The sequence below is a fragment of the Wolbachia endosymbiont (group A) of Eristalinus aeneus genome, assembly GCF_964026915.1.
In the GTDB taxonomy this organism is placed as follows: domain Bacteria; phylum Pseudomonadota; class Alphaproteobacteria; order Rickettsiales; family Anaplasmataceae; genus Wolbachia; species Wolbachia pipientis.
In genome coordinates this window covers 331,096-354,684 of the sequence record NZ_OZ034712.1, presented here as the reverse complement: position 1 = coordinate 354,684, position 23,589 = coordinate 331,096, and the positions used below count along the sequence as shown (strand labels likewise).

At 34.0% G+C, this 23,589-nt stretch carries 25 protein-coding genes, 2 other RNA genes and 2 pseudogenes; 12 read left to right on the top strand and 17 right to left on the bottom strand.

Annotation, left to right across the window (positions count from 1 at the left end):
- Window positions 1–28: 28 nt before the first annotated feature.
- The 7 genes from dnaN to ffs form a co-directional block, all read right to left on the bottom strand.
- On the bottom strand, window positions 29–1,186 hold the full coding sequence (dnaN, locus tag AAGD62_RS01835; RefSeq protein WP_038199350.1) for a DNA polymerase III subunit beta: 1,158 nt from the start codon (window positions 1,184–1,186) through the stop codon (window positions 29–31).
- Window positions 1,187–1,309: 123 nt separating this feature from the next.
- On the bottom strand, window positions 1,310–1,807 hold the full coding sequence (locus AAGD62_RS01830) for an invasion associated locus B family protein (RefSeq protein ID WP_006279310.1): 498 nt from the start codon (window positions 1,805–1,807) through the stop codon (window positions 1,310–1,312).
- Window positions 1,800–2,693 (bottom strand): RNA polymerase factor sigma-32, encoded by an 894-nt coding sequence (locus AAGD62_RS01825; RefSeq protein ID WP_174515941.1) that lies wholly within the window; start codon window positions 2,691–2,693, stop codon window positions 1,800–1,802. The genes AAGD62_RS01830 and AAGD62_RS01825 overlap by 8 nt, the downstream gene beginning before the upstream one ends.
- A 318-nt stretch (window positions 2,694–3,011) precedes the next feature.
- Complete coding sequence (locus AAGD62_RS01820; RefSeq protein WP_155969456.1) at window positions 3,012–3,701, bottom strand: acyloxyacyl hydrolase; 690 nt, start codon at window positions 3,699–3,701, stop codon at window positions 3,012–3,014.
- 589 nt (window positions 3,702–4,290) lie between these two features.
- Complete coding sequence (locus AAGD62_RS01815; RefSeq protein ID WP_010963017.1) at window positions 4,291–4,623, bottom strand: YbaB/EbfC family nucleoid-associated protein; 333 nt, start codon at window positions 4,621–4,623, stop codon at window positions 4,291–4,293.
- Between the two features lie 3 nt (window positions 4,624–4,626).
- Window positions 4,627–6,228: a DNA polymerase III subunit gamma/tau gene (dnaX, locus tag AAGD62_RS01810; RefSeq protein WP_012673353.1), complete on the bottom strand. Its 1,602-nt coding sequence runs from the start codon at window positions 6,226–6,228 to the stop codon at window positions 4,627–4,629.
- Between the two features lie 21 nt (window positions 6,229–6,249).
- Window positions 6,250–6,339, bottom strand: an RNA gene (gene ffs / locus AAGD62_RS01805) — signal recognition particle sRNA small type.
- Between the two features lie 236 nt (window positions 6,340–6,575).
- Between ffs and AAGD62_RS06825 the strand changes: the two are divergent.
- Window positions 6,576–6,692, top strand: a pseudogene (locus AAGD62_RS06825) (WPE palindromic element domain-containing protein); the annotation flags it as partial.
- Between the two features lie 107 nt (window positions 6,693–6,799).
- Window positions 6,800–7,453: a glutathione S-transferase family protein gene (locus AAGD62_RS01795; protein WP_065094500.1), complete on the top strand. Its 654-nt coding sequence runs from the start codon at window positions 6,800–6,802 to the stop codon at window positions 7,451–7,453.
- A 1-nt stretch (window position 7,454) separates the two neighbouring features.
- On the opposite strand, the gene AAGD62_RS01790 is transcribed toward AAGD62_RS01795, so the two are convergent.
- The gene (locus AAGD62_RS01790; RefSeq protein ID WP_010081993.1) at window positions 7,455–8,102 is read right to left on the bottom strand and encodes an O-methyltransferase; all 648 of its coding nucleotides are present in this window, start codon (window positions 8,100–8,102) and stop codon (window positions 7,455–7,457) included.
- 250 nt (window positions 8,103–8,352) lie between these two features.
- Between AAGD62_RS01790 and AAGD62_RS01785 the strand changes: the two genes are divergently transcribed.
- Entirely contained in the window at window positions 8,353–8,631 is a 279-nt protein-coding gene (locus AAGD62_RS01785) for a DUF2671 domain-containing protein (RefSeq protein WP_006279425.1), read from the top strand.
- 29 nt (window positions 8,632–8,660) lie between these two features.
- On the opposite strand, the gene AAGD62_RS01780 is transcribed toward AAGD62_RS01785, so the two are convergent.
- From AAGD62_RS01780 to ssrS, 3 genes are all read right to left on the bottom strand, one after another.
- The gene (locus AAGD62_RS01780; protein WP_038199341.1) at window positions 8,661–9,365 is read right to left on the bottom strand and encodes a DsbA family protein; all 705 of its coding nucleotides are present in this window, start codon (window positions 9,363–9,365) and stop codon (window positions 8,661–8,663) included.
- A 54-nt stretch (window positions 9,366–9,419) separates the two neighbouring features.
- On the bottom strand, window positions 9,420–9,881 hold the full coding sequence (locus tag AAGD62_RS01775) for a type II toxin-antitoxin system RatA family toxin (RefSeq protein ID WP_010963012.1): 462 nt from the start codon (window positions 9,879–9,881) through the stop codon (window positions 9,420–9,422).
- A gap of 19 nt (window positions 9,882–9,900) precedes the next feature.
- Window positions 9,901–10,061: non-coding RNA, 6S RNA (gene ssrS / locus AAGD62_RS01770), on the bottom strand.
- Window positions 10,062–10,177: 116 nt separating this feature from the next.
- On the opposite strand from ssrS, the gene AAGD62_RS01765 reads away from it, so the two are divergent.
- Both AAGD62_RS01765 and AAGD62_RS01760 read left to right on the top strand, forming a co-directional pair.
- Complete coding sequence (locus tag AAGD62_RS01765; protein ID WP_010963011.1) at window positions 10,178–10,768, top strand: phospholipid-binding protein MlaC; 591 nt, start codon at window positions 10,178–10,180, stop codon at window positions 10,766–10,768.
- A complete protein-coding gene (locus tag AAGD62_RS01760) occupies window positions 10,765–12,054 on the top strand; it encodes a bifunctional folylpolyglutamate synthase/dihydrofolate synthase (protein WP_022626401.1) in 1,290 nt (429 codons plus the stop codon). The genes AAGD62_RS01765 and AAGD62_RS01760 overlap by 4 nt, the downstream gene beginning before the upstream one ends.
- Here AAGD62_RS01760 and AAGD62_RS01755 read toward each other — a convergent pair.
- A complete protein-coding gene (locus AAGD62_RS01755) occupies window positions 12,022–12,516 on the bottom strand; it encodes a hypothetical protein (protein ID WP_231115854.1) in 495 nt (164 codons plus the stop codon). The two genes, AAGD62_RS01760 and AAGD62_RS01755, sit on opposite strands and share 33 nt — an antisense overlap.
- A gap of 274 nt (window positions 12,517–12,790) precedes the next feature.
- On the opposite strand from AAGD62_RS01755, the pseudogene AAGD62_RS01750 reads away from it, so the two are divergent.
- Window positions 12,791–13,730: pseudogene (locus AAGD62_RS01750) on the top strand (IS110 family transposase).
- Window positions 13,731–14,055: 325 nt separating this feature from the next.
- Window positions 14,056–14,463 (top strand): transposase, encoded by a 408-nt coding sequence (locus AAGD62_RS01745; protein WP_196770142.1) that lies wholly within the window; start codon window positions 14,056–14,058, stop codon window positions 14,461–14,463.
- Between the two features lie 348 nt (window positions 14,464–14,811).
- On the opposite strand, the gene AAGD62_RS01740 is transcribed toward AAGD62_RS01745, so the two are convergent.
- The 4 genes from AAGD62_RS01740 to rlmB form a co-directional block, all read right to left on the bottom strand.
- Window positions 14,812–15,789, bottom strand: coding sequence for a quinone oxidoreductase family protein (locus AAGD62_RS01740; protein WP_155969331.1), 978 nt, complete (start codon window positions 15,787–15,789; stop codon window positions 14,812–14,814).
- A gap of 170 nt (window positions 15,790–15,959) precedes the next feature.
- Window positions 15,960–16,496, bottom strand: coding sequence for a cytochrome c oxidase assembly protein (locus tag AAGD62_RS01735; protein WP_006279376.1), 537 nt, complete (start codon window positions 16,494–16,496; stop codon window positions 15,960–15,962).
- Window positions 16,497–17,219: a Bax inhibitor-1/YccA family protein gene (locus AAGD62_RS01730; protein WP_155969329.1), complete on the bottom strand. Its 723-nt coding sequence runs from the start codon at window positions 17,217–17,219 to the stop codon at window positions 16,497–16,499. It lies immediately after the preceding gene.
- A 79-nt stretch (window positions 17,220–17,298) separates the two neighbouring features.
- A complete protein-coding gene (gene rlmB, locus AAGD62_RS01725) occupies window positions 17,299–18,063 on the bottom strand; it encodes a 23S rRNA (guanosine(2251)-2'-O)-methyltransferase RlmB (protein WP_155969327.1) in 765 nt (254 codons plus the stop codon).
- A 92-nt stretch (window positions 18,064–18,155) separates the two neighbouring features.
- Between rlmB and AAGD62_RS01720 the strand changes: the two genes are divergently transcribed.
- Window positions 18,156–18,650: a Smr/MutS family protein gene (locus AAGD62_RS01720; protein ID WP_155969325.1), complete on the top strand. Its 495-nt coding sequence runs from the start codon at window positions 18,156–18,158 to the stop codon at window positions 18,648–18,650.
- An 812-nt stretch (window positions 18,651–19,462) separates the two neighbouring features.
- Here AAGD62_RS01720 and AAGD62_RS01715 read toward each other — a convergent pair.
- Window positions 19,463–20,497, bottom strand: coding sequence for an aspartate-semialdehyde dehydrogenase (locus tag AAGD62_RS01715; protein ID WP_010962945.1), 1,035 nt, complete (start codon window positions 20,495–20,497; stop codon window positions 19,463–19,465).
- A gap of 139 nt (window positions 20,498–20,636) precedes the next feature.
- On the opposite strand from AAGD62_RS01715, the gene AAGD62_RS01710 reads away from it, so the two are divergent.
- The 4 genes from AAGD62_RS01710 (at window position 20,637) to AAGD62_RS01695 (ending at window position 23,491) form a co-directional block, all read left to right on the top strand.
- On the top strand, window positions 20,637–21,089 hold the full coding sequence (locus tag AAGD62_RS01710; RefSeq protein WP_015589289.1) for a hypothetical protein: 453 nt from the start codon (window positions 20,637–20,639) through the stop codon (window positions 21,087–21,089).
- A 320-nt stretch (window positions 21,090–21,409) separates the two neighbouring features.
- Window positions 21,410–21,679: an IS110 family transposase gene (locus AAGD62_RS01705; protein ID WP_007552972.1), complete on the top strand. Its 270-nt coding sequence runs from the start codon at window positions 21,410–21,412 to the stop codon at window positions 21,677–21,679.
- A 67-nt stretch (window positions 21,680–21,746) separates the two neighbouring features.
- Window positions 21,747–22,579, top strand: a protein-coding gene (locus tag AAGD62_RS01700) for an IS5-like element ISWpi1 family transposase (protein WP_094189578.1) whose coding sequence is annotated in 2 segments (ribosomal slippage) — window positions 21,747–22,116 and window positions 22,116–22,579 — 834 coding nt in all. Because the reading frame shifts where the segments join, the coding sequence is not laid out codon by codon here.
- Window positions 22,580–22,618: 39 nt separating this feature from the next.
- A complete protein-coding gene (locus AAGD62_RS01695; RefSeq protein ID WP_341812727.1) occupies window positions 22,619–23,491 on the top strand; it encodes a hypothetical protein in 873 nt (290 codons plus the stop codon).
- The last annotated feature ends 98 nt before the right edge of the window (window positions 23,492–23,589 follow it).

Genomic DNA, 23,589 nt, shown 5'->3' with positions numbered 1-23,589 from the left:
TCCGCTAACAAGCAGCGAGATGACGAGTTTAAGTTCTCATTGGCATTACTACATATAATGCACTTGAATCGTCTTCATCAGTGATAATTGTAGCACTATTACCATCGGCCAAGCTAAACTTACATTTATTTTTTATGCAGGATAGAACATCAAGTAAATAACGCGAGTTGAACCCTATTTCTATAGGGGCTTCATTGTAGTCCACTTCTATGGATTCAGTTGCATCACTGCACTCTTGGGAGTTTGAATGCAGAGTTAGTAGCTTTTCTTGTAGTGAGAATTTAATGGATTTTACTTTATCAGATACAACAACGGAAACTCGATCTATAACATCTGAAAGTTTTTTACTTTCAATAATCATATGCTTATCTTGAGATGCTGGAATAACTGCTTTATAATTTGGAAAAGTTCCATCTATTAATTTTGATATTAGAATATATTCACCGCATGTAAACTTGATTTTTCTGTCTGAGAGTTTTACTTTAATTTCATTACAATCGTCCAATATTTTTAACAGCTCCATAACAGTTTTACGTGGAATGATCACACCAAATTCGCCATTGATGTTCCCAGGCTTTGGCCTCTTTATACATGATAAACGATGGCCATCAGTTGCAACGCAGTACAGAAATTGCTCATCTGTATGTAGATATATTCCATTTAAATTATACCTTGTATCATCTAGTGATACAGCAAATTTTGTTTTAGTTAATAAGTCTATCAGGTCTGTATTTAGTAGAGTAAAATCATGTTTATAATTGTCTTCTTCAAGAGCAGGAAAGCTGCTTGAAACTACATTCGGTAAAGAAAAGTTTGCATTTCCGCAAGACATCAATAATTTTCCTTGGTTATTTACTTCAAAATTGACATCCAAATCAGCGGGTAACTTCTTCACTATGTCATGTAAAGTATGCGCTGAAATTTTTACTTCTCCTTCTGTTAATACGGTTGCAGCAAGTGAGGCAAACATTGAAATGTCAAGATCAGTTGCCATTAATTTTATGCTGCCGTGTTGTGCTTTGATATTTATACACGCCAAAACATCTATTGCATTACGCCTTTCAACCACTCCACTTACTCTGGATAATGTATTTAAAAGACTTGTGCGGCTCACGCTAAAACGCATCTGCTCGCACACAGAATTTTGCTTTTTGATTTCTGTATCTACACCTGCAACCTCTGACATTGCTAACTCTCAAAAATATATTTTAAATGATATCCACATCCCATATAAAGTAAAGTGCTATTTATCGAAAGGGCAGTCTGTTTTATACTACAACTGGAAAATTACCTATTCTGTTACAATAATTTACTTTGTATGGCATAAATCATGCATTTTTTGATACGCTTTTTGAAAACCAAGTAGGGAATAAGTATCATCAATGGTCACTGTTTTTGTTTTTCCATTAACTACCATTGATAATCCCTGCTTCATTTTTAGAATGAGATCTTGATCTATTTTTGTATGCTCTGCCCACGCAAAACTTCCCTGTATTATGGGCAGTGTATATTTAATTTTTTTGTCGATATTGAGAGCTACAGGCTCCTTATCATACTGAAAACCAGAGGTAACGCTTACCTCATCTGCTTTTTTATCAACATAACTAACCATTACATACGGCTTGCGATTGGTTGTATAATATTCGCTTTTTTTTTTAGGATAGGATACAATATAACATACTTTCTCTCCATCTTCCAATGCAGTATACACGAGCCAATCTTTATATTTTTCCTTCAATTGTACATCACTAACCGATGCAAAAGCGCCTATCGAAAAAAATATTAGAAATATAAAAAAACTACGCATGCAAACCAAATTTCAAACTTTCAGATTGTATATATTGTTTTACCTTAGCCATCGCCTGCTCAGCCAACTGCCTTATTCTTTCTCTTGAAACACAATATTTTTTACTAAGTTCATCCAGAGTTTGAATGTTTTCAGACAAATATCTACTGATAAAAATGTCTCTTGCCCTTTCGTTGAGGCTCGCTAGTGCATTGTTTAAAATTGTTTCTTTTAATTCTTTTTCTTCATGATTCTGATAGGTTACTTCTTGACTAACCAAGTTACATGGGATCATATCTTGTAGCTCCCTTTTAGAGTCATCACCTATTTTTATGCAATCGTTTAGCGACTGATCCTTACAAGCCATACGGTAATTCATCTGCAGAACGTCTCCTTCGGATACAGAAAGCTCATTAGATATTGCTTTTATTTCTTCATTATTTAAGGTTTCCCTGTTTGTATACTGTAAAATTCTTTTTTTTATTTTACGTAAACTAAAAAACAATCTTCTTTGTGCTTGCGTTGTGCCTATTTTCACAAACGACCAAGATTTCAATATAAAGTCTTTTATTGAAGCTTCAATCCACCACACCGCATAAGTTGAAAAACGAAACCCTAAATCAGGATTAAACTTTTTCACTGCATGCATTAAACCCATATTTCCTTCCATGACCAGGTCCATCAACAATAGTCCATAATTTTTGAATTTCATTGCAATTTTCACTACCAAATTCAAATGGCTGGTAATCAATTTATGAGCAGAAGAAACATCCTTATATTGGTTCCAATTTTTTGCTAATCGTACCTCTTCCTCTTGAGACAGCATAGGAAATTTTTGCACCCTAGCAATATATTGCATGAGATTGGTTCTGCTATCGACACATAAGCTTGCCATTGGGGTCAACATAACAACTTAAATTAAAACTTCATGCATATAATATATTGATTTTCCAGCAAAAATTCAAGCTTTGATTTGAAAAAAGTACAAATTTTTCATCTAATTTCTTGGAGACAGTAGGCCGCAGTGTTAGCTAATTGGATAACATTATGTAACTTTAGATGATATTCTACCAGTACAATGGTAAACGTTACAGCTTAAACACATAGCAAATAGTGTTATTCCAGTGCCTTGACACTGGAATCCACATTTCTTTTTTCTAGATCCCAGTGTCATGCTACTTGGATGACAAGAAAAACCCCACTGGGATAACAAGACTGAGATAGACTAGAAATTAAACGCTACTCCAGCTTCTGCACCAACAGTGCTGTAAAGAACTTTGAGTTCCCCTTTGTCTTTGCCTGCAGCAGCATCTTTATCAAAATGAGCACCAAAAGAACCGAAATAACGAGCTCCAGCATAAAGTTTGACTTCCGGAGTTACATCATAACTAACACCAGCTTTTACTTGACCAGCAAAACCAAATTTACTTTTTTGATCATTCACAGCGTCTTTCAAAGGAGTGCTAATATACGCTGCACCAACACCAACACCAATATATGGAGTGATAGGCATATCTTCAATTGCTATATCGTAATAAACGTTAACTAGTCCTGAAATTGCTGTTACACTGTCTGCAATAGTATCTGGCATAAATCTTGCATCTGTAACATTATTTTTGTTTAGGTATGAATAAACTCCTTCAACATCAACCCTGATGTCGTCCATTTTGTAACCAAACGCACCACCACCAGCTAGAAAAGACGCTTTTAATGGACTGTAATCACTATTGTCTTTCGTATAGGTAATACCATCAACTTTTGTGAAAAGAGGTAAAATTTCACCGTTGTATTGCAAACGAATATAGTAACTAGTTTCTTCATCACTTATTGGACCAACAGGATCTGAAAAAGCAGAGTTTGATAAACTTAGCAACGTTGCTAAAGCGGCTGCTGAAAAAAACTTTTTATAATGCATAATTGTCCTCGTAAAAAAATTAAAATTCCACTTTAGCAGTCTAAGTAACAACTAAAGTTAAGTCAAGTGCTAACTTAATAACACAAAATATTCTACATTTTAACTAATTTTTAGGAGAAGACAAAGATTTTATTAATGAATAAATACGACTCTTGATTTTTTGGTATAGCTAACACAGGTAAGATTTACTATCGAAAGACCTCGTCATCTCGCTGCTTGTTAGCGGATGAGAAATCCACAACTGTACGAACATTGCAATTTGGGCCTACCAGGAGGGCAATGCCTCTTATCCAAGTACCATCTTCTTGTCATCCCAGTCTGGGATCCAGGAATTTTATTAAGTTGGTAAGCATAAAAGTAGCCGTTTTATGTTAAAACACAATGTTCTTGATGAGATTACGGCAAGGCTGGATTCCAGACTGGAATGACATCGTTTACTATGTGCCATATTGCAATGTTTGTACAGTTGTGGAATGAATCACGGTATGACGTAGGGCTATGCTAGTATAGGTACATTATATGAAGAAGTACTAGCGTTGGGAATATTAGAAAAAAAATACTTACACTAAAAGAAACTTCAGTAGTAAATTCAAAAAGGAAGTTTAAACCCAGATGGTAAACCCATCATACCTGCAAGATCAGAAGTTGCATTCGCCATATCTTCTTCTGCTTTTTTAACGGCATCATTAAACGCTGCTGTTACTAAATCCTCTACTATATCTTTTTCCTCATTTCTCATAAGTTCTAAGTCTATGTTCACCTTTTTAGCTTTATAGCTACCTATTTTTATGACTTCCACTAATACAGAAACTTTGCCACCACCAGAAATACCTTGAAACTCTTTTCCAACATATTTTTCTTGAGCTTCTGCAAGCTTTTTTTGCATCTCTTGCGCTTGTTTCATTATTTGACTAAAATCCACAACTTACTCCTTATTTTCTATATTAACTACTTTTGCACCTTTAAACGTGTCAAGGATATCCTTAACTGCAGGTGCATAATTTAAATTACTCACTTCCCTGTTTATATAACCTGTATCAACTGCAATAACCCACTCTTGCTGAGTCACCTGGTTTAAGTAATTTTTTAAATCATTGCAAAAATTACTATCCAACTTAGATACAGCTTTTAATTTTAAATATCCAGGTTTACAATCTATTAATTGTAGATTATTACACAGTTGTTTGTAAAGATAAATTTGGTTACTTCGCCTTAATAGTTGCAAAATCTTATCAAAATCGTAATTTTGTTGTTTATTTTCCACATGGATCCCAGTGTCACGCACTGGGATGACAGAGTGGGGTTGTTGTTTACTTTCCACATATTTTTTTGGATCCGAGTAGTCAGCTACTTGGATGACAGAGGGGGAAGGTGCAACAGGTCTGCCCTGTCTATTTCCTTGCTCTACATTCTGTGAAAGAACTTTTTTGATCACCTGTTCCGGAGAAGGCAGATCAGAAAGATAACAGAGGCTAATTAACATCATTTCAGCAGCAACATCGTTGCATGTTGAAGTTTTTATATCTTGAATACCTTTAAGCAACATCTTCCACAATCTCGAAAAAAATATTAAAGATCTCTTTATACTTAAATCTTTTATCCTATTCTTTTCATGCTCTGTAACTGCATTATCAATCTCTTTTGTAATCAAAAAACGGCATACTAACTGAATTGTTTGCAATAGACCTTCAAAAATACTAAGTGGGTTTGCTGTTTTTACCGCCTTGTCAAACACTGATAGAGCTTTCTGTAAATCACCTTCTAATATTGCCCCTAATAGATCGAATATAATATCTTTATCCACTAGGCCAAGTATGTCTGTCACATTTTTAGTGGATATTGCACCATCTTTGCTATATAGCACTGCTTGATTCATCAAAAACAAGGCGTTACGCATTGAATTTCCAGAGTGTCGTGCAATTAATTCTAATGCTCCCTTTTCAATGGAATAACTCTCTTTTTGTGCAACATCATTTAAACGTTCCACTATTTTAGCTACAGGAATGTTGTGTAAATCAAATCTTTGACAACGTGCAATAATAGTTATTGGTATCTTTTTTATTTCCGTAGTTGCTAAAATGAACTTTACACTAGATGGTGGCTCTTCTAGGGTTTTAAGTAATGCGTTAAATGCACTGCTAGATAGCATGTGTACTTCATCTATAATGTAGACTTTGAATTTAGAGCTTATAGGTGAATAGCAAATATCTCCCAGGATTACTTTAATATCGTCAATGCTAGTGTGACTTGCTGCATCGATTTCAATTACATCTGGATGGCTTGAATTTTTTATTGCTAGACAATTTTCACATGATCCGCAAGGTTCAAAAATTGGCCCCAGGGAACAATTCAAACATAAAGCTATTATCCTTGCAGTGGTGGTTTTACCAACTCCACTACTACCAGAGAGCAGTATAGATTGTGGGATTTTGTTTAAAATAAAAGCATTTTCTAATACACGCACTAATATATCTTGACCTACTAGATCTTTGAAGCTACTAGGACGATGTTTTAATGCTATATTCATAGCCTCGGATAAAACAAATAATGAAATAGGTATGCAACCCAAAAAGGTTCTGATATGGCTGCTTCATTTCTGATCTGACCAAATTACAGAGTTTTTGCCTGCATACCTTATAAAATATTATACTTTTTTTTTTATTTAGCAAGGTATATCCTATATTAGCTCTATAATTTGATATGTTAAATTTTTTACAGTGCTATTTTGAAGTAAATAAAAAGTTAGTTGTCATGCAAGTCACTACAAGATTGTCACTCCAATGTTTATTTATGTCATTTCAGCGCTTATTTATGTCATCCCAGTGCCTAGGCATACAGCTGTATGAATGTTGTGATATAAGAGCAATTTTTACCGAAAAGGATGTCATCCCAGTACTTGACTACTTGGATCCAGAAAACTTAACTGTAAATGAGCGCACTAGGCAATTGTATAACAAGAACTGGATTCCAGTGTCAGCTACTTGCATGACACTACCTGCTACGCAAACTTCTGTGGACTACAAAGAAAGTTCGTACAGTTGTAGGTCAAGCCATAGAGTAACAAAAAAAGGATATTGGTATAACAAAAGAGGAACATTATGATTTTATATCATTTTCCTCTTTGTCCATTTTCACGAAAAGTTAGAGCTTTTCTAAAAGAAAAAAAATTAGGCTGTGATCTAGTGTATGAAAATCCGTGGGAAAAGCGGAATGAATTTATGGAGATCAATCCAACCGGGCAAGTACCAGTGTTAATAGATAATAACTTTGTAATAGCGGATAGTAATGCCATTTGTGAATATATAGAAGAGACTTACAATAGCGACGTCAAATTACTTGGTTCATCCACTATTATTAAGTCTAAAATACGCGCTCTAATCAATTGGTTCGATAACAAATTTTACAATGAAGTTACTAAGTATATTATGAATGAAAAAGTAATTACTAACCGCAGCCCTGACTCTAGATTTCTTCATGCAGCTCAGCATAACCTGCCTTGCCATATGGAATACATCGAACACTTAATTAACAAGAACGTTTGGCTTGCAACTGATAAGTTCACTTTAGCTGATATTACTTTAGCATCGCATATTTCCGTAATGGATTATGTAAGTAGTTTTCCATGGGAAAAAAGTAAAATTTTAAAAGAATGGTACTCCATTGTTAAATCAAAGCCTTGTTTTCGTGAGATATTATTAGAGAGGATTTCTGGTTTAATCCCTCCTAAACATTATGCTGACCTTGATTTTTAACTTATGTTAGCTTTAAAGCTACAGTCATTCCTTCATCAGTTGGAATCAATATAGAGAAATATTTTTTTTCATCTGATAATCTATTATTAAACTCCCTCATGGCATGCCATGATTTTTCTGATACTTCTTTTGGAGGCGATTCTAAAAATACTGTGTTAAACAGTAGAGTGTTATCTGCAACGATTAGCCCATCTTGTTTAATGTATGACTCTGCCCAATCTAAATACTTAGGATAACTACTTTTGTCAGCATCAATAAATATCATGTCAAATGGTGCTTTTGCTGATAATTCATTAATTTTTTCCAGTGCATCGCCTTCTATTAGAGTAATTTTATCACTTAGATTAAAAGCACTAAAATTTTTTTTTGCTATTCTTGAGTGTTGAGGATTATTTTCTATTGTATATATATGACCGTCTTTTAGTAGAGCTTTTGCCATGCAAATCGACGAGTAACCGTATAACGTGCCAATCTCAACAATACTTTTGATTTTTTGGATTTTTATAAATAAACTTAATAGCTTTCCTTCTTCAGGGCCAATTTGAATATGTTGCTTTTTTTCAAGAATACAATATTCTTCTATTTTTTTATATTCTTTTGCAAATAGATTTCTTATGTATGACAATTTTATACTAAAATTATTACGCATATATTATAAATTAGGGAGACTTAATTCATACACAATTTATAAATATAATAATATAGTTTAAAATAATAAAAACATTTATTTTAAGTTATTATTTCATAGTATAAAATTTTAAGTGACAAAAATTATTATATATCGTACTATAGTTAACTAGTATAATAAACAGTCGATTATTATGCTAGAATTAAAGGGATTGTTTATGCGCATTTCTCTTTTTAAAATATAATTTTTATAATCAATTAGAGGGGGTTATATGTCTTATACTATTGCTGGTGAAGTTGAAACGTTAAACAAAAAATCTAACAAGAATGAAGGGGTTATGTTACTACATAATCCAGCTTATCGTGAAAAGTATAAAGAACGTTTTGATGAAGCTCAGAGAAAAGTTATGGATATGGTTCAGTTTTATGATGGGACAATAGTATTAATAGAGAATAAAATCGCTATGTATTACTACACTTGGCACAGTAAAAAAAGAGAGTTTGAGCGTAAAAAACAACAAACAGTAGTGAAAAACAATGACTCAGCATAGAGTCTTTTATATGGTAAGCTACAGTGGTATTACTTCACTATAGCTTTTCCATATAATTTATCTATCACATTAGTGAAATATTTCAGCTCTTTATACCCTCCATGTTTAACTTTATTATGCTCTATATATGATTTATCATCGTTAAGCTTGATGAAAAATATTGGAGTGGCTGTGATACCAAGTTTATTAATTGCCAGTGATTTATCATTTACGATTTTATCCATTATTTTCTTATCATTAATGCATTGGTTAAATGCATCTTGCTTTAAGTTGCTTAGTGCAGCAATTCTTTGTAGTAAAGTCAAATCACTTAAATTGTAGTAATTCCACGAATCTATTGAGTTAAAAACAGCTTTGTTAAAATTAAAGTAGTCTTCTTGTTTTTCGTAGCAATGACTTAGCATTGCAGCCTTTAGCCCTCTGTAATCCAAAGGAAAATGACGAAATATATATAACATCTTACCTGTGTCTATATATTTCTCTTTAATTTTAGGAAAAACATTCCTATGAAAAAGAGAGCAGTGATAACAAGTTAATGAAGCATATTCTATCATTAGAATTGGTGCTTTTGGATCTCCTAATAATTTATCATTAGGTAATGGCGATAATAGCTCATTTGATGTTATTTCATTGGGTTTTTTTTGAATGTATTGGTTATCGGATAAATCTTGCTTAACAACTGCATAAGAATTAACACTTATGAAAATTAATAAAAACAATAGTCTAAAAATCATTACAATATAAACACTTAACTTACTAAAAAAAATTATACATTTATATTAATAATGTCAAGATAACTTTTGTTTAGCAAGGCTTTCAGCCCTATCTTTAAATGCAGCAATTATTTTACTTTGTGTATACTTATATACTGAGTTTAATAAAGTGGAAAATGAGTTGGACTTAAACTTAAACTCTATATAAAACTTTACCATAGTTTTATTTTCATCTATGGGAATGAATTGCCATTCATTGTATAGATGTTTAAATATTCCATTTGATGATACAGCTTTTATCCAACCTTCATTTGTTCCACTTGGAGAAAGAGAAGTAACTTCTGATGTATATCTACCTTTAATTCCATGAAAAGCTGCGAGGAGATCCACAACCATTTGGTTGTTAATTTTTTCTTTTATATAAACGGCTTTGCACCAAGGAACAAAATCAGGATACCTTTCAACATCAATTACAATTTGGAATACTTCATTAGGCAAACATAGGAAAACACCCTGTTCTTTGTATTGATGAAGCATAAATGTTAAACCAATCAAAATAGGATCCGTATCTACCGTCAGCCTTAGTAGATTCCTGAGACTAAAGTTAAGGTGGGCATCGCGTATCAATTTCAACGAAATTAACAGAGGCAATTCCCTTGACTAGAAATTATCGCTCGGGAAATTTAACTTAACTCATAACGCATAGAACAGACCCTTAATTAATTGTAGATGATTTATACAAGGTGTGTCTATAGATATATTAAAGCTAGCGATTATTATTTAATCTTTATTAAACTTTGCATTCTAAGTATCATAGCTAATAAATATATCTTATGAACATTACTAAAGTTTTAACTATCATTGTTTTTATTGTAATTTCTTCAAGTGCTTACACTAATTGTACAGATCACAAAATTTTTGTGCATACTATGAAGCAACAAGTGGATGGTATATCTACAAAGGAGAATAAAAAAAACCGGGAATGTGTGCAAAAAAAGCTTCAGGAGGTCATTCAAAACAATGTTAACCTCAAAGGAATATCGCAATTCGTCATAGGAAAACATTGGGCTTTAGTTAAACAAAAAGAAAAAGAAGATTTTTTAAGAGAGTATGAAGTGTATCTTACGCGTTTGTGCGTTAAAATTTTATATAAATACATGCATGATAGTGAAATGATCATAATGAGTACAAAAGCAGTTGACGATGAAACTTGCTTAATTGGTACAAGATTTTCTTACGGTGATGAAGAATTTACAAATATTGATTTTAAAGTTACTAAAAATAACAGTTCTTTCTTGATAAGTGATGTTGTAATGAGTGGAATAAGTATTGCTATTAATCAACGTTATCAATTTAGTGAAAAAATCGACACGCATGGCATAGCAAGCGTTATAGCTGAATTAAAATGCAATAACAATCCATGATATATATGCCTCATTGGCCTAAGCCACTTGGTAGCAGGCCGAATGATTTTTCTCTTGATCGCATAAAAGGCTTTCTTAGCAAACTAGATAACCCCGAGAAAAAAGTGCCTCCCGTAATTCATATAGCTGGAACTAATGGGAAAGGCTCAACACTAGCATTTATAAGATATATAATGCAAGCAGCAGGGTATAAGGTACACGCATACACTTCTCCACATTTAGTGAGTTTTAATGAGAGGATAGTGATAGCCGGCAGCTATATCGACGATAATGAATTATATAGCTTATTAGAAGAATGTCGTGCAGTAATTGCAGAACAACCTATCACTCTGTTTGAAGCTGCAACTATTGCAGCTTTTTTAGCTTTTTCTCGTCATAAAGCCGATATAACTTTAGTTGAAGTGGGTATGGGTGGAAGGCTTGATGCAACAAATGTTATAGATAATCCGATTTTAACAATAATTACTTCCATTGCACTTGATCATACGGAATATCTTGGCCCTACTGTAGAAATTATAGCAGGTGAAAAGGCTGGAATAATGAAACCTAATGTTCCTTGCGTAATAGCACCGCAAGAAAAATCTATAGTGAACACGCTAGAACACCACGCAATAAATAAGAAATCTCCCTTGTATAGAGGAGGTCTTGAATGGAATTGCAAAAAAAAGAACAACAAAATGGTTTTTCAATCAGCTATTCAATCAATAGAATTTCCTTTGCCATCTTTAAAGGGTGATCATCAGGTGATTAATGCAGGCAATGCTATTGCAGCATGTAGTATTTTAAGTGGAAAGTATGAATTTGATATTGGAGAAGAGGATATCACTTCAGGTTTACAGTGCACTTATTGGCCTGCACGGCTAGAGTCTATAAAAGAAGGTAATTTAATTTTCCTACTACCGAAAGATTGGCAATTATTTTTAGATGGTGCACACAATAATGATGGTGCTAGAGTACTATCTCAGTGGGTAAAAGATAATTTTGCTGAAGGTATTTATATGGTTTTTGGCGTTACTAGTAACAGAAATGTGGAAGAGTTCTTAGAGCACTTAAAGCCATATATCAAGCTACTATGTGCGGTTTGTGTTAAGTCTGAACCTAAAGCAACAAATACAAATTTGATTAGGGAAAAAGCCAATAACATAGGAATAAAAGCAGTTGAATGTGAATCAATTGGCGATGCAATATCAAATCACATATTAAAAGCCTCTACCCAAAACGTCAAAACCATACTAATCTGTGGCTCATTGTTCCTAGCTAGAGACTTCGCTATGGAGAATAGCTAACTTTGATGATATTAACTGACCGATGGGGAAATAACTTTGATTGCTCATAGTACTGCTTGGCTTTTCGTTATCGACTTCTATAAACTGATCATCACCTTTAAATTGCTCCTCAATTGAATTTATAGCTGTCTTTTTGAGAATATAATTACTTGCAGCATTTAAAATAGGTGAAGTAACAATTAAAAGCGTGAATGGTAATGAAAGTAATAAGCCGGATAACATCATAGAGTTAGTTATACCAAAGCCGTTGGCAACTAAATCTAATCCCACACCGAAAAACATTAAAGATGTACAGATTGTGTTGCTCAAAATAACTGAATTTTTTAGCCACTTTAATTTAGTCCTATCACTCTTTGAAAAATTTTCGCATTCTTGGTCAAAGTTAAACAATAATAAAATATTAGTCTGATGATTAAACTCTTTCCCATTTCTAGTATAAATGCTCTTAACAGCTAGACTCAAAATAGATCCTGCTAACAAGGGAGCAAGAAAACCTACTGCTATTGGTACATTAGAAGAAATTGTAAGTTAAAAACGTGATATAAAAGAGATAAGAGAGAAAGATAACCCTGCTCACTAGGAATAGCGGGCGTGCGCGACCGAAAGGAAATTGGTATTACAACCGTTGGTATCAAGGTACGCTAGCCCTATCTCTCGATACGTTTGAATAGTTGCTTGGGACATATATATGCACCCGTTTACAATCTTAAATTAACTAAAACTATCGAGGTTTATTATGGTTACATCTTATCAAAATTTTATTGGCATTGACATCGGAAAATTTAAAAATGTCGTTGCAATTCACAAACAGAAGAATGCTGTCGAATTTGATAATAATGCTTCTGGTTGGCAACAATTATTTCAAGAGTTTTCAGATATTCTACCTAATGCTTTAGTGACTTTAGAAAATACAGGGAAATATGAGCTTGGCTTATCACATTTTCTTACCGACAAAAATATTGCCGTGCATCGAGCTAATACTCGTAAAGTAAAAAGCTTTATTTTATCTCACGGAACTTTAGCAAAGTCTAGATGCAAGAGCTCTTGCTCAATATGGATTTGAACGCCATAGAACTATCTCTCTATTTGTACCTACCTCTACAGAACAATCAACTTTGGCTGCACTTTGTCAACGTCGTGATGATATTACGCAAATGAGAACTCAAGAAAAATGCAGACTTGAAGCACCGGAAAATGATCATATAAAAGAAAGCTGTCAAAAGACCATTGAGTTTTTCGATAGTCAAATAAACGAACTCAATGATACTATACAAAAGATTATTGATGAAAGCCGCGAATTACAACAACGCCAAAAAATTCTTAAAACAGTTCCTGGAATAGGTAAAAAGTTATCACAAGATTTTTTGTGTTTAATGCCAGAGCTTGGTTACTTAAACAGAAAAGAAGTAGCAAGTCTTGCCGGAGTTGCACCGCATCCAAAAGAAAGTGGTAAAGCTGTTGGTTACCGAAGGATTACAGGTGGTAGAAGTAACGTTCGTTCAAAGCTCTTTACAGCCGCTATGGCTGCTACAAGGTCGAAATCTATACTTGGCGCCTTTTATTCTAAGCTTGTTGAAAGTGGTAAGAAGAAGATGGTGGCTATAACAGCCCTAATGCGTAAAATTATAGTAATTGCTAATACAAGACTTAAAGAAGCAATTAATTTGCATACTTAAAAATCTTCACAACGGTAACTGAAATTGGCTAATGAATATGTGCGTCCACACAGACTTAAAGCACATATTCATTAGCTTAAGCAGAAATTGCTGTGGTAGCTGTTTGATATAAAATTCTATTTCTATGACAAACGGGTTTTTATTGCCCATATAATTTGCAAAATTACACAAATAAAAAAATTTTTAAAAAACATAGTTGATAGCACTGACAGAAAATATCGTGGCTATGAGCAAACGAGAAAATTGCACGTAATGTTGAATATAAACAACAAAAAAGCCATAGCTGTAAAATACAGTAACGGCTGATCACTATGGAGCTTGTGATTTGCTAAAAGAAGTTGATTTTCAGCATGCCATAAAAGCACTATATGCAGATAGAGCATGTGATAGGCACAAGTTTTATAAGTTGTGTAACGAATATGATATAAAGACAAAAATTCCACCAATAAACAATGCGGCAGAACATCCAGAAATAGATTATATGTCTAACAGGAATGCTGCTATTAGGTTAATAAAATTATACGGTGAAGATGGCATGAAAGAATGGAAAAAAGAAGTAAATTATGGGAAAAGATCTTATATTGAAGGGTTTTTCTCAAGATTAAAGCAAATATTCGGATTTAGTTTTAGGAATAAATCTGAGATAAATCGAGAAAAAGAACTGCTAATCAAATGCTATTTGCTTAATAAATTCACTGATATTGGTATGGCTAAATTTGAGATAGTTACATGAATTTACCATAAATCACCATCTCATAAAGTGTGATGCAACAAAGCCATCCCAGTGTCTGGGCACTGGGATGACAAGAAGAGAGCACTGGAATGACAGGAGAAGGAGGGCTACTACCGTCATAAAGGAACCAGTGTCAGTTACTCGGATGATACCTTTTTCTACTTAATTTGGGTTATGCAAGAAGTCTATTCGCGGTATAGATTCCGCTAACAAGTAGCGGGATGACGGTTGTCGGTAAATCTAAGTCAGTTTAGCTATATGCTTTTAATTCCCCCAAAAGGAGAATTAAATATGTGAAGTTCTAGTTGATATGACTTAATGAATGGTTAGTTTAAATTACTAATTTATTTAAGAGATTTTGATAATATTTAACCCACTCGCTTTTCTATTTTCCATATCACGATGTGCTTGAATTATTTCATCAAATTTATATTTTTTATTGATCCGTACAGTTAAAAGTTTTTTTCTTATCATCTCGAAGATTTCCATTGTGGTAAGCACTAATGTGAATCTATCATGCTTATAATGGTATATTGAGGTTCCAGTTGCAAATAACGAACGTGAACTAAGTAAAGAAAAACTAATAGGAGCGTTACCTGATATCTGCCCATAGGAAACGTATATGCCGAACCTGCCTAAAGATTCAAAAGAGAGCTTGCTTGTAGCGTAACCTATGGGGTCATATACTGTACCTACTCCTCTGTTTTGCGTAATCTCCATAATTTTAGAAACGAAGTCTTTATCATTGTAGTTTATTGCGTATGTGCAGCCACTTTGTAAAGCTATCTTCATTTTTTCATCAGAGCTTACAGAACCTATCACTACACCTTTTTTATCCTTTGCCCATTGGCATATTATTTGTCCTAAGCCACCATTAGCCCCATGAACTAGCACGAAAGCACCAGGCCTGATTTTATAAGATTGATTAACTAAATAGTGAGCTGTCATACCTTTAAACAGCACTGCAGCAGCAACTTCATCAGATATGTCATCTGGAATTTTTATCAGATATTTCTGGTGTATAATGCGCTTTTCACAATATGCCCCTGGAGGAGCTGTGCAATATCCAACTCTATCTCCGACCTTCAACCCATCACTGATTTTTTTACCAAGCTTTTCAATAACTCCCACTGCTTCCACTCCAAGCACTGATGGTAAATTTTTAATTTTGCGTGTACCTTTTCTGTGCTCTAAATCATAACGATTTAAGCCGATAGTTGTGTGACGCACTAAGACTTCCTCGCCTTTTGGCTCACCTATGCTCTTATCTACAAATTCTAATACTTCTGGTCCCCCAGTTTTTTTAATTTGTATAGCTCTAACCATGATGAATATTAAGACAAAAACTTTGATTATGTTATCTAACAATTAATATTTTGCAAAGTTATTGTTTTCACAATCAATAGACTTCTTGCGTTACCTCCTGTCATTCCAGTGTCAGCTACTTGGATGACACCCTATTGATTACTGAAATGACATGGTTTGCAAACATTCTGTTACTTAAGCTTAAAAAACGTGTATGACAGTGTTATTTCGCTCAAATCTTTTGTATTGTTATCAAGCATTATCTCAGGATCTATATAAAAAGATACGGGCATAGCTGCTTTTTGTTTTGGTAGCAACATTTGTTCTTCAAAACAAAAGCATGCAATTTTATTGAAATACTTACCTGCTTTGAAAGGCGTAACGTTATACACCGCCATTCCAAATGAAGGCTGATCAGATAGATTTTTTGCGTAATAAAACGCTAAACTTTGTTCTCCTATGTTTACGTCAACGTAGTTAGTTTCTGATTTAAACTCCCAAGGTAGATCGGACATTATATCAGCATTGAAATGGACCCTGATCTTTTGGTTAGTTATATTTGTTGTTGTGTTAGTTACTTTTCTTATTGTGCCACCATACCCAGTAGCTTTACAGAAAATGCTATATAGAGGTACCGATGCATATGCAAGACATATCATCGACACAACTAAAGATACTAAAAAGAAAACTATAGAATTCTTACTGCCTTTCCTTAAAAAGGAAAACATCTAATCCCTATTGTTGAACAAGTTAAGTAACCTGAGTAGATTGAGAAACATATTAATAAAGTCAAAATAAAGATTAGTTGCACCGAGTATTGCCAATTTAGTAGTAGCAACTTCTGATCCGTCATTATGTTTATAATAAACGTCCTTGATTCTTTGAGCATCATACGCAGTCATTAAGGTAAAGACTATTACTGATATGAACGATATTGCAAAGTGGAGAGGACTACTTCCAAGAAATAAATTTACTATAGACGCAATGATTAACCCCCAAACTCCCATAATCAAGAAAGAGCCCATACTTGTAAGATCTCTTTTTGTAGTATTGCCATATAAAGCCATAGAGCCAAACATGATTGATGTAATGAAAAACGCCCTTGCTATATTTTCTGCAGTATAAACTATAAAAACATAAGATAAGGAAAGCCCCATTAACACTGAGAACGAGAAAAATATAGTAACGGCAGACTGAGCACTTAGGTGTTGAATTCTATAAGACATGTAGAACACCAATGCAACCGGAGATAACATTACCACAAGCGATAGAACGGGATTAGAATAAATTACTTGAAAAAGACCAGAAAATACTGTTAAAAATGCAACAAGCCCTGTGACGCCCAAAGCTAAAGCCATGTAATTGTATACTTTAGTTAGGTAACTTCTAAGCCCAGCGCTATAGTAAACGCCTTGAGAGCGAATATCCTGTTCATTTCTCATATAAGACATAATATAACTCCTTTTGTCCATTATTTAACACATTATAATATAAAACCACATTTTTATCAAGTGTTTTTATTATAAACAGCTATGCGCTGGCATTTGTTTTAATATAAATAGAATATAGGCCTATTGCTGCTGCATTTGAAACATTTAAGCTGTCAATTACGTTTGATATTGGGATCTTTAAAAGATAATCACAATTTTCTTTAACTAACCTCCGCATTCCTTTCTCTTCAGAACCAAAAATAATTACTCTTTTTTTCTCAAGACTCTTTATTTCATCTATATTTTCTTTAGCATTGCAATCAAACCCGTAACACCAGTAGCCGACCTTTTTTAAATACTGCATAGTTTTTACTATATTTGTAACGTATATTAGCGGAACAATATCTAAAGCCCCACTTGCTGCTTTTGCAATAGATGCATTTTCACTCGGTGAATGGTTATGTGGTAAAACCAATGCGTCGACATTAAAACAAGCTGAAGTTCTTAAAATTGACCCAATATTGTGCGTGTCAGTGACTTGATCTAAAATGACTATAGTAGAGCTGTCGTTTGAGCTTTCAGCTACCTCTTCGATGCTTAAGTTATAAAGAATAGGGGCAACATTTAAAGCAATTCCTTGATGGTTAGCACCTTTAGATAAAACGTCATTAAGTATTTTGTTTTCTACTAATCGAACTTTAATGCCCTTACTATTTACACATTGCCTAATTTCTTTTTCATGTTCTCTATAGAAATTTTCTGTTACTAACAGTTCTATACACCGCCTATTTTTATTCTTCAGTGCTGACATGCAGGTGTGCTTTCCATACAGCCAAAAATTCTCATTAGTTTTTGACGATTTCATCGTATTATCGAAAATCGGGTTTTTATAGAATAAGCAACATTTTACTATGTTTGGATATTGTTGTAAAATTATACAATTCGATTAATGCGTTTATGTCGGACGATGAGTTAGATTGGCAAAAAAATGTTAAGCCAATAGAATGTGGAAAAGTTACTTTGAAAGTTGATCATAAAGTAAATATAAAGTCTATGGTTGATAAAGGTACCTCCGACTTACAAAGGAATTTTCTTAATACCAATAATGGTCACTCATCATTTTGTCTTGACAAAAACACAAAATCAAAAGTTGATAGGGGTAAATATTTTATAAGCGATAAGCTCGATTTGCACGGCTATAGTATAGAGGATGCTTACTGTAAATTGATAGATTTTATTATCAAAAATTATCGAGCAGGAAATAGATGTTTATTGGTAATTACGGGATACGGCAGTGCAACAAATAAAACAGACACTATAAAGAGTAACTTAAATAAATGGTTAAATGACACTAAAATCCAGCATATGGTTCTATACTACCAACAAGCTACGAAAAAACATGGTGGTAAAGGGGCTTTTTATGTTTTATTAAGAAGGCTTAGGCCCTATTAGCTGCTTAAGTTTCCTTTTAAGCCTTAATTTTTCTTGTATAACCATACAGTGTTCGGCAGCGCGTGACGCACAACTGTGCGAACATTGTGATTTGGGTCTACCAGGAAGGATGTCTCCCAGTACCTCTTTTCCCGTCATCCCGCTACGTGTTAGCGGGATCTCATTTCACTTTATGAGGGTGTCATCCGAATAGCTTGACTACTTGGATCCAGATTGGATACTGAGTTGGTGAGTATAAAAGTATAGCTTCTACGTCATACCGCCGCGGTATCTCAGCCGCTAACAAGTAGCGGGGTGACGAGTTACTATACCGCTGCGAACCGTCATACCGCGATTTATTCCATAGCTGTACGAACATTCATTTTTGAAGGTAAACTGCACAGCAAATGGTGTCATTCCAGTGCTTGACACTGGAATCCAGCCGGCTTTGTTGCATCGCTAGCTATGATGGATTAAAGATAAAAAAGGTGGAGAATATCAGTAGCTTATTATTCTGGTATTTATAACAAGAACGGTCAGTGAATACCTAAATTTGAGTAAAAGAAATTTCACTACCACTCACTAATCCGGCTAAAATTCAAGAATTTCAATGCTTTAGCTATTTTCAATAGAATTAAATTTATTAATATAAATAACAAATTACTATTCTTAAATTTGATCAGATTGATTGCAAAAAAACAAGATTTTCAATAAGTTGCTTATAATCCTAATTATAGTTAGCCTTTCATAAGTAGCGATGCAACAAAGCCATTCCAGCGTCACGCGCTGCCATGTGATATACAATTTCCTTCGAATTACAACGTACGTGCGCTCTATATGCACTTGATTGACAAATGCTCTCTTATCAAAATCTCAAGAATCTGCACTATATTTAATGCTGCGCCTTTGCGCAGGTTGTCAGCCACTATCCACATATTTAATCCGTGCTCAACAGTATTGTCTCTTCTAATACGCGATACATATACAGCATTCTCCTGTACAACATCAATTTGAGTTATGTATTCACTATCTTCACGCCTGTTGTACACTAAAACTCCACTATCTTCGGCTTCACTTAGCACTTCACGAGCTTGTTCTTCAGTGATATGTTGATCAAATTCCACATTTACTGCCATAGCGTGACCGATAAAGACGGGTACCCTTACACAAGTTGCAGTAACTTTTATATCTTCCTCTAAAATTTTTTTTGTCTCCTCTTGCATTTTCCATTCCTCTTCTGTAGAGCCATTTTCCATGAATTCTCCTACATGGGGAATGCAATTGAATGCTATTTGCTTAGAGAATATCTTGGGTTTTTTAGCTTCGTTCATAAAGATTTTTTTTGTCTGGTCATAGAGCTCATCCATTGCTGCTTTGCCTGCACCAGAAGTTGATTGATAAGTTGAAGCAACGATTCTCTTTATTTTTGCTTTTTGGTGTAATAGATGTAGTACTAGCAGCATCTGTATTGTAGTACAGTTTGGATTGGATATTATGTTGTGGTTTTTATATTCCATAATTTTTTCTTTATTAATCTCTGGAATAATGAGTGGCACACCCTCTTTCATTCTAAAATGGGAACTGTTATCTATCACGATGCATCCAGCCTGTGTTGCAATTGGTACATACTCTTCAGAAACATGAGATCCAGCACAGAAAATGGCTACATTAGTTCCAACGAAGTCATAATCCTCAAGGCATAAAACTGTTAACTCTTTGTCACCAAAGCTCACCTTCTTCCCTTCTGATTTTTTCGATGCAAGTGCAATAACGCAATCTATCGCCTCATCTTGAAATTCAGCAAGCGTGCTTAATACCTCACGCCCTACTCTTCCGGTTGCTCCAATAACAGCAATTTTGTATCTCATATAGATGAACCTCTAATTTTAAAGTTCTATTATATTTTTACTGACAAAATTTACAATTGTTTTAATATTTTACCTTGCAATTAATTGTAATTTAGCTATTATTATGCAATATTAGTAATATTACATAATGAAATGAAAGATGAGTAAGGAATACGATGAAACTAAGGTTAAACCTGCAATGTCTACACCTCAAGGGCCTGAAGGAACCAATGGATCAAAGGCCCAAAGTGTTCTTTCGAATAAAAGAAAGCCTACAATAAATTTTGATGATAAAAAGTATGGTGTAAAAACCTCTAAAATAGACCAACAGTCTCTAAACAAAAGACAAGAATCTTCAAAGCTAAGAGATCTCTTAAGGTCAATACCAATAATAAGGAGATTTTTAGCAAGGATTTTCACACCTGAAAAAATAGAAATCATCAGTAACCCTATATATGACAACATGGAAGCATATAAAAAATCGCAGGAAGATTACCCTAGTAAGATAAAAGATGAAACTAGTATAGATGATGAACACACAAAAGAAGTAGATAGTAAACTTGAGAAGGGTAATGTTGAACAAGTGGACAACAAGAAAAGTCGTAGTTCATAAATATCAATCATTTAAAAATTATCTCTAGTTATAACATTGTATCTGTTCAGATGCATGGCTCATGTACAAATATTGAAACAAAAATTCCAGTGCTCCTTTCTCGTCATCCCAGTGCGTGACACTTGTATCTTTATGATGTGAGGCATTAGAGCTAAAATACCTCACAGGGAGGGTGAAGCTGATGCGACACTAATGCCATTAAGCCAGATTTTGCTTCCCTCCCATAGAGTTAAAGACTGAACAGTATCTTTTGGAATTATATCCCGTATTACAAGGTTAGTCTAAACTCTCAGTTTATTTATAGTCTTGGAGGCAATTTTATGCAAGTAAATGCTATTTTGGGTGTGGATATTTCAAAAAAGAAATTTGATGTTTGTTTGTTAGTGGACAGTAAAAAACGACACAAAGTCTTTCAAAATAATCAAGATGGTTTTGCAAAACTTGTAGTTTGGTGCAATGGCCATGGAGCAAATCTTACTCATTTATGTCTTGAAGCAACTAGTTGGTATGGAGAAGATTTGGCTACTTTTATGCACGATTTAGGACATAATGTCAGTATAGTAAACCCAGAAAGCTTTTGGCAAAAGTGAGCTGCTCAGAGGTTGTCCGGAAATAAGTAAAAGGCTATAATATCTGAAATTTTAGTACGGGGTAAAGATGAGAAAAAAGTATCCAACAGATCTAAGCGAAAGGGAATGGGCAAGAATAGAAAAACACTTCAGAGTATCATACAAGAAAGGAGGAAGGCCGCCAAAGTATAGCAAAAGAGAAATATTAGAAGCAATTTTCTATGTATTGCGTACAGGGTGTCAATGGCGGTATTTACCAAATGATTTTCCGCTATGGAAGACTGTGTATGAGCAGTTCAGGCAATGGAAGAAGCAGGGAATTTTTGAGAAAATGAATTATGAAATTACAAAATATAGTAGAAGAAAAATAGGAAGGAATGAGCAGCCGAGTGCCTGTATAGTAGATAGTCAATCTGTAAAGACTACAGAAAAGGGGGGATCAAAGGCTATGATGGAAGTAAAAAAGTAAAGGGTAGAAAAAGGCATATAATTACAGACACTCAGGGTTTTATACTAGGTTGTTACGTAGGCGCTGCTAACGAAAATGATAGAGATGGTATTAAAATAGCATTAAACAATATGAGAACAAAATATACTAAAGTTAAAAAAATGTGGGCTGACATGGGATACCAAGGAAGAAATTTAAAGAATCACATAAAGGAAGAATATGACATAGATATTGAAATTGTTAAAAGGCCTCCATGTAGATTTTGGGTGCACAAAGATACGCCACCTGAGCTACTACCAACAAGAGAACAAGGGTTTAAAGTACAGCCAAGAAGATGGGTTGTAGAAAGGACTTTTGCTTGGGTTAATAGGAATAGAAGGCTATCGAAGGAGTATGATTTACTCACAACATCCACTGAGAATTTCATATACCTAGCTATGAGTAGGGTTATGTTAAAGAGGGAATATGCTTGAATTTACTAGTTTCCGGACAACCTCTATCATGCGCCATGGATGCACTACGGGATAAATGGTAGAGAATTTGTTAATGGTTTAACGAGAGAACGATCCTTTAAGCCTGGTGAATTGCATAATGATCAAAAATCCATGCTACAAAATTGGGCAATTTCTATTGTTAATGAGCAAGGTAGCTATACATATGGGCAAGTCTGGAAAGATATAAACAATCCTGATATTACCAGAGGGGAATTCTTAGATGGTACAGTAAGCACAAAATTAGTATTCACAGAAGCAACACAGAAGGATATTCCAACTCTTAAAAACAGTATCTCTTGGACTAGCTATATTAATCAATCTGAAAAAGGAACTCCAAAGGTATTTAAGCAACTGAGATTATTTCAAATTGACTTTTTAGTCAAAGATAAGAGATCAGAAGAAACAGGATGGGTTGCAGGTACGTTTATTTATGATTGTACCATAAATAATAAAAATCCATGGTTGAATATGAAGTTAATGGGTATTGCTTGGGGTAACGACACTAATTATTTTACGGCAGATTATATAATCGGAAAAAGGTTATTAGAATGTTGGATAAATCCCGATGTGATGAAAAGTTCTTTAGGATATTTAGGTAGACTTAATGGTCCAATAGATAATAAAAAATCTTCATGTTTGTCATGCCATAGTACAGCACAACATCCTGAGAAATCTTCATCAGTACCACCAAAGCATGCAAAGGAACAAGAAATAAAACATTGGTTTAGGAATCTAAAGGAAGAATCATTTGATGATGGAGCATTTAATTTTGATTATTCCAAGCAGTTGAGCCATGGCATTAGAAACTACTATAGTGCTAAAAAAGAAAATGATCCTATTGGGTGTAATGCCTTTAATTATAAAGATATCACTCAAACTCCAATCAACTAATACAGTTTATGGCTTATTTATAATGGTCTTTTAAACGTGTGAGGGTGAAACTGTCAGATGGAAAACACAACAAGGCAATATCTTCTTGTGGATAGAAT

Excerpts from the sequence above, each read along its gene's own strand:
- dnaN (WP_038199350.1), bottom strand. The coding sequence starts at position 1,186 with ATGTCAGAGGTTGCAGGTGTAGATACAGAAATCAAAAAGCAAAATTCT.
- AAGD62_RS01830 (WP_006279310.1), bottom strand. The coding sequence starts at position 1,807 with ATGCGTAGTTTTTTTATATTTCTAATATTTTTTTCGATAGGCGCTTTT.
- AAGD62_RS01825 (WP_174515941.1), bottom strand. The coding sequence starts at position 2,693 with ATGTTGACCCCAATGGCAAGCTTATGTGTCGATAGCAGAACCAATCTC.
- AAGD62_RS01820 (WP_155969456.1), bottom strand. The coding sequence starts at position 3,701 with ATGCATTATAAAAAGTTTTTTTCAGCAGCCGCTTTAGCAACGTTGCTA.
- dnaX (WP_012673353.1), bottom strand. The coding sequence starts at position 6,228 with ATGAATATAGCATTAAAACATCGTCCTAGTAGCTTCAAAGATCTAGTA.
- AAGD62_RS01795 (WP_065094500.1), top strand. The coding sequence starts at position 6,800 with ATGATTTTATATCATTTTCCTCTTTGTCCATTTTCACGAAAAGTTAGA.
- AAGD62_RS01790 (WP_010081993.1), bottom strand. The coding sequence starts at position 8,102 with ATGCGTAATAATTTTAGTATAAAATTGTCATACATAAGAAATCTATTT.
- AAGD62_RS01785 (WP_006279425.1), top strand. The coding sequence starts at position 8,353 with ATGTCTTATACTATTGCTGGTGAAGTTGAAACGTTAAACAAAAAATCT.
- AAGD62_RS01780 (WP_038199341.1), bottom strand. The coding sequence starts at position 9,365 with ATGATTTTTAGACTATTGTTTTTATTAATTTTCATAAGTGTTAATTCT.
- AAGD62_RS01775 (WP_010963012.1), bottom strand. The coding sequence starts at position 9,881 with ATGCTTCATCAATACAAAGAACAGGGTGTTTTCCTATGTTTGCCTAAT.
- AAGD62_RS01765 (WP_010963011.1), top strand. The coding sequence starts at position 10,178 with ATGAACATTACTAAAGTTTTAACTATCATTGTTTTTATTGTAATTTCT.
- AAGD62_RS01760 (WP_022626401.1), top strand. The coding sequence starts at position 10,765 with ATGATATATATGCCTCATTGGCCTAAGCCACTTGGTAGCAGGCCGAAT.
- AAGD62_RS01740 (WP_155969331.1), bottom strand. The coding sequence starts at position 15,789 with ATGGTTAGAGCTATACAAATTAAAAAAACTGGGGGACCAGAAGTATTA.
- AAGD62_RS01735 (WP_006279376.1), bottom strand. The coding sequence starts at position 16,496 with ATGTTTTCCTTTTTAAGGAAAGGCAGTAAGAATTCTATAGTTTTCTTT.
- AAGD62_RS01730 (WP_155969329.1), bottom strand. The coding sequence starts at position 17,219 with ATGTCTTATATGAGAAATGAACAGGATATTCGCTCTCAAGGCGTTTAC.
- rlmB (WP_155969327.1), bottom strand. The coding sequence starts at position 18,063 with ATGAAATCGTCAAAAACTAATGAGAATTTTTGGCTGTATGGAAAGCAC.
- AAGD62_RS01720 (WP_155969325.1), top strand. The coding sequence starts at position 18,156 with ATGTCGGACGATGAGTTAGATTGGCAAAAAAATGTTAAGCCAATAGAA.
- AAGD62_RS01715 (WP_010962945.1), bottom strand. The coding sequence starts at position 20,497 with ATGAGATACAAAATTGCTGTTATTGGAGCAACCGGAAGAGTAGGGCGT.
- AAGD62_RS01710 (WP_015589289.1), top strand. The coding sequence starts at position 20,637 with ATGAGTAAGGAATACGATGAAACTAAGGTTAAACCTGCAATGTCTACA.
- AAGD62_RS01705 (WP_007552972.1), top strand. The coding sequence starts at position 21,410 with ATGCAAGTAAATGCTATTTTGGGTGTGGATATTTCAAAAAAGAAATTT.
- AAGD62_RS01695 (WP_341812727.1), top strand. The coding sequence starts at position 22,619 with ATGCACTACGGGATAAATGGTAGAGAATTTGTTAATGGTTTAACGAGA.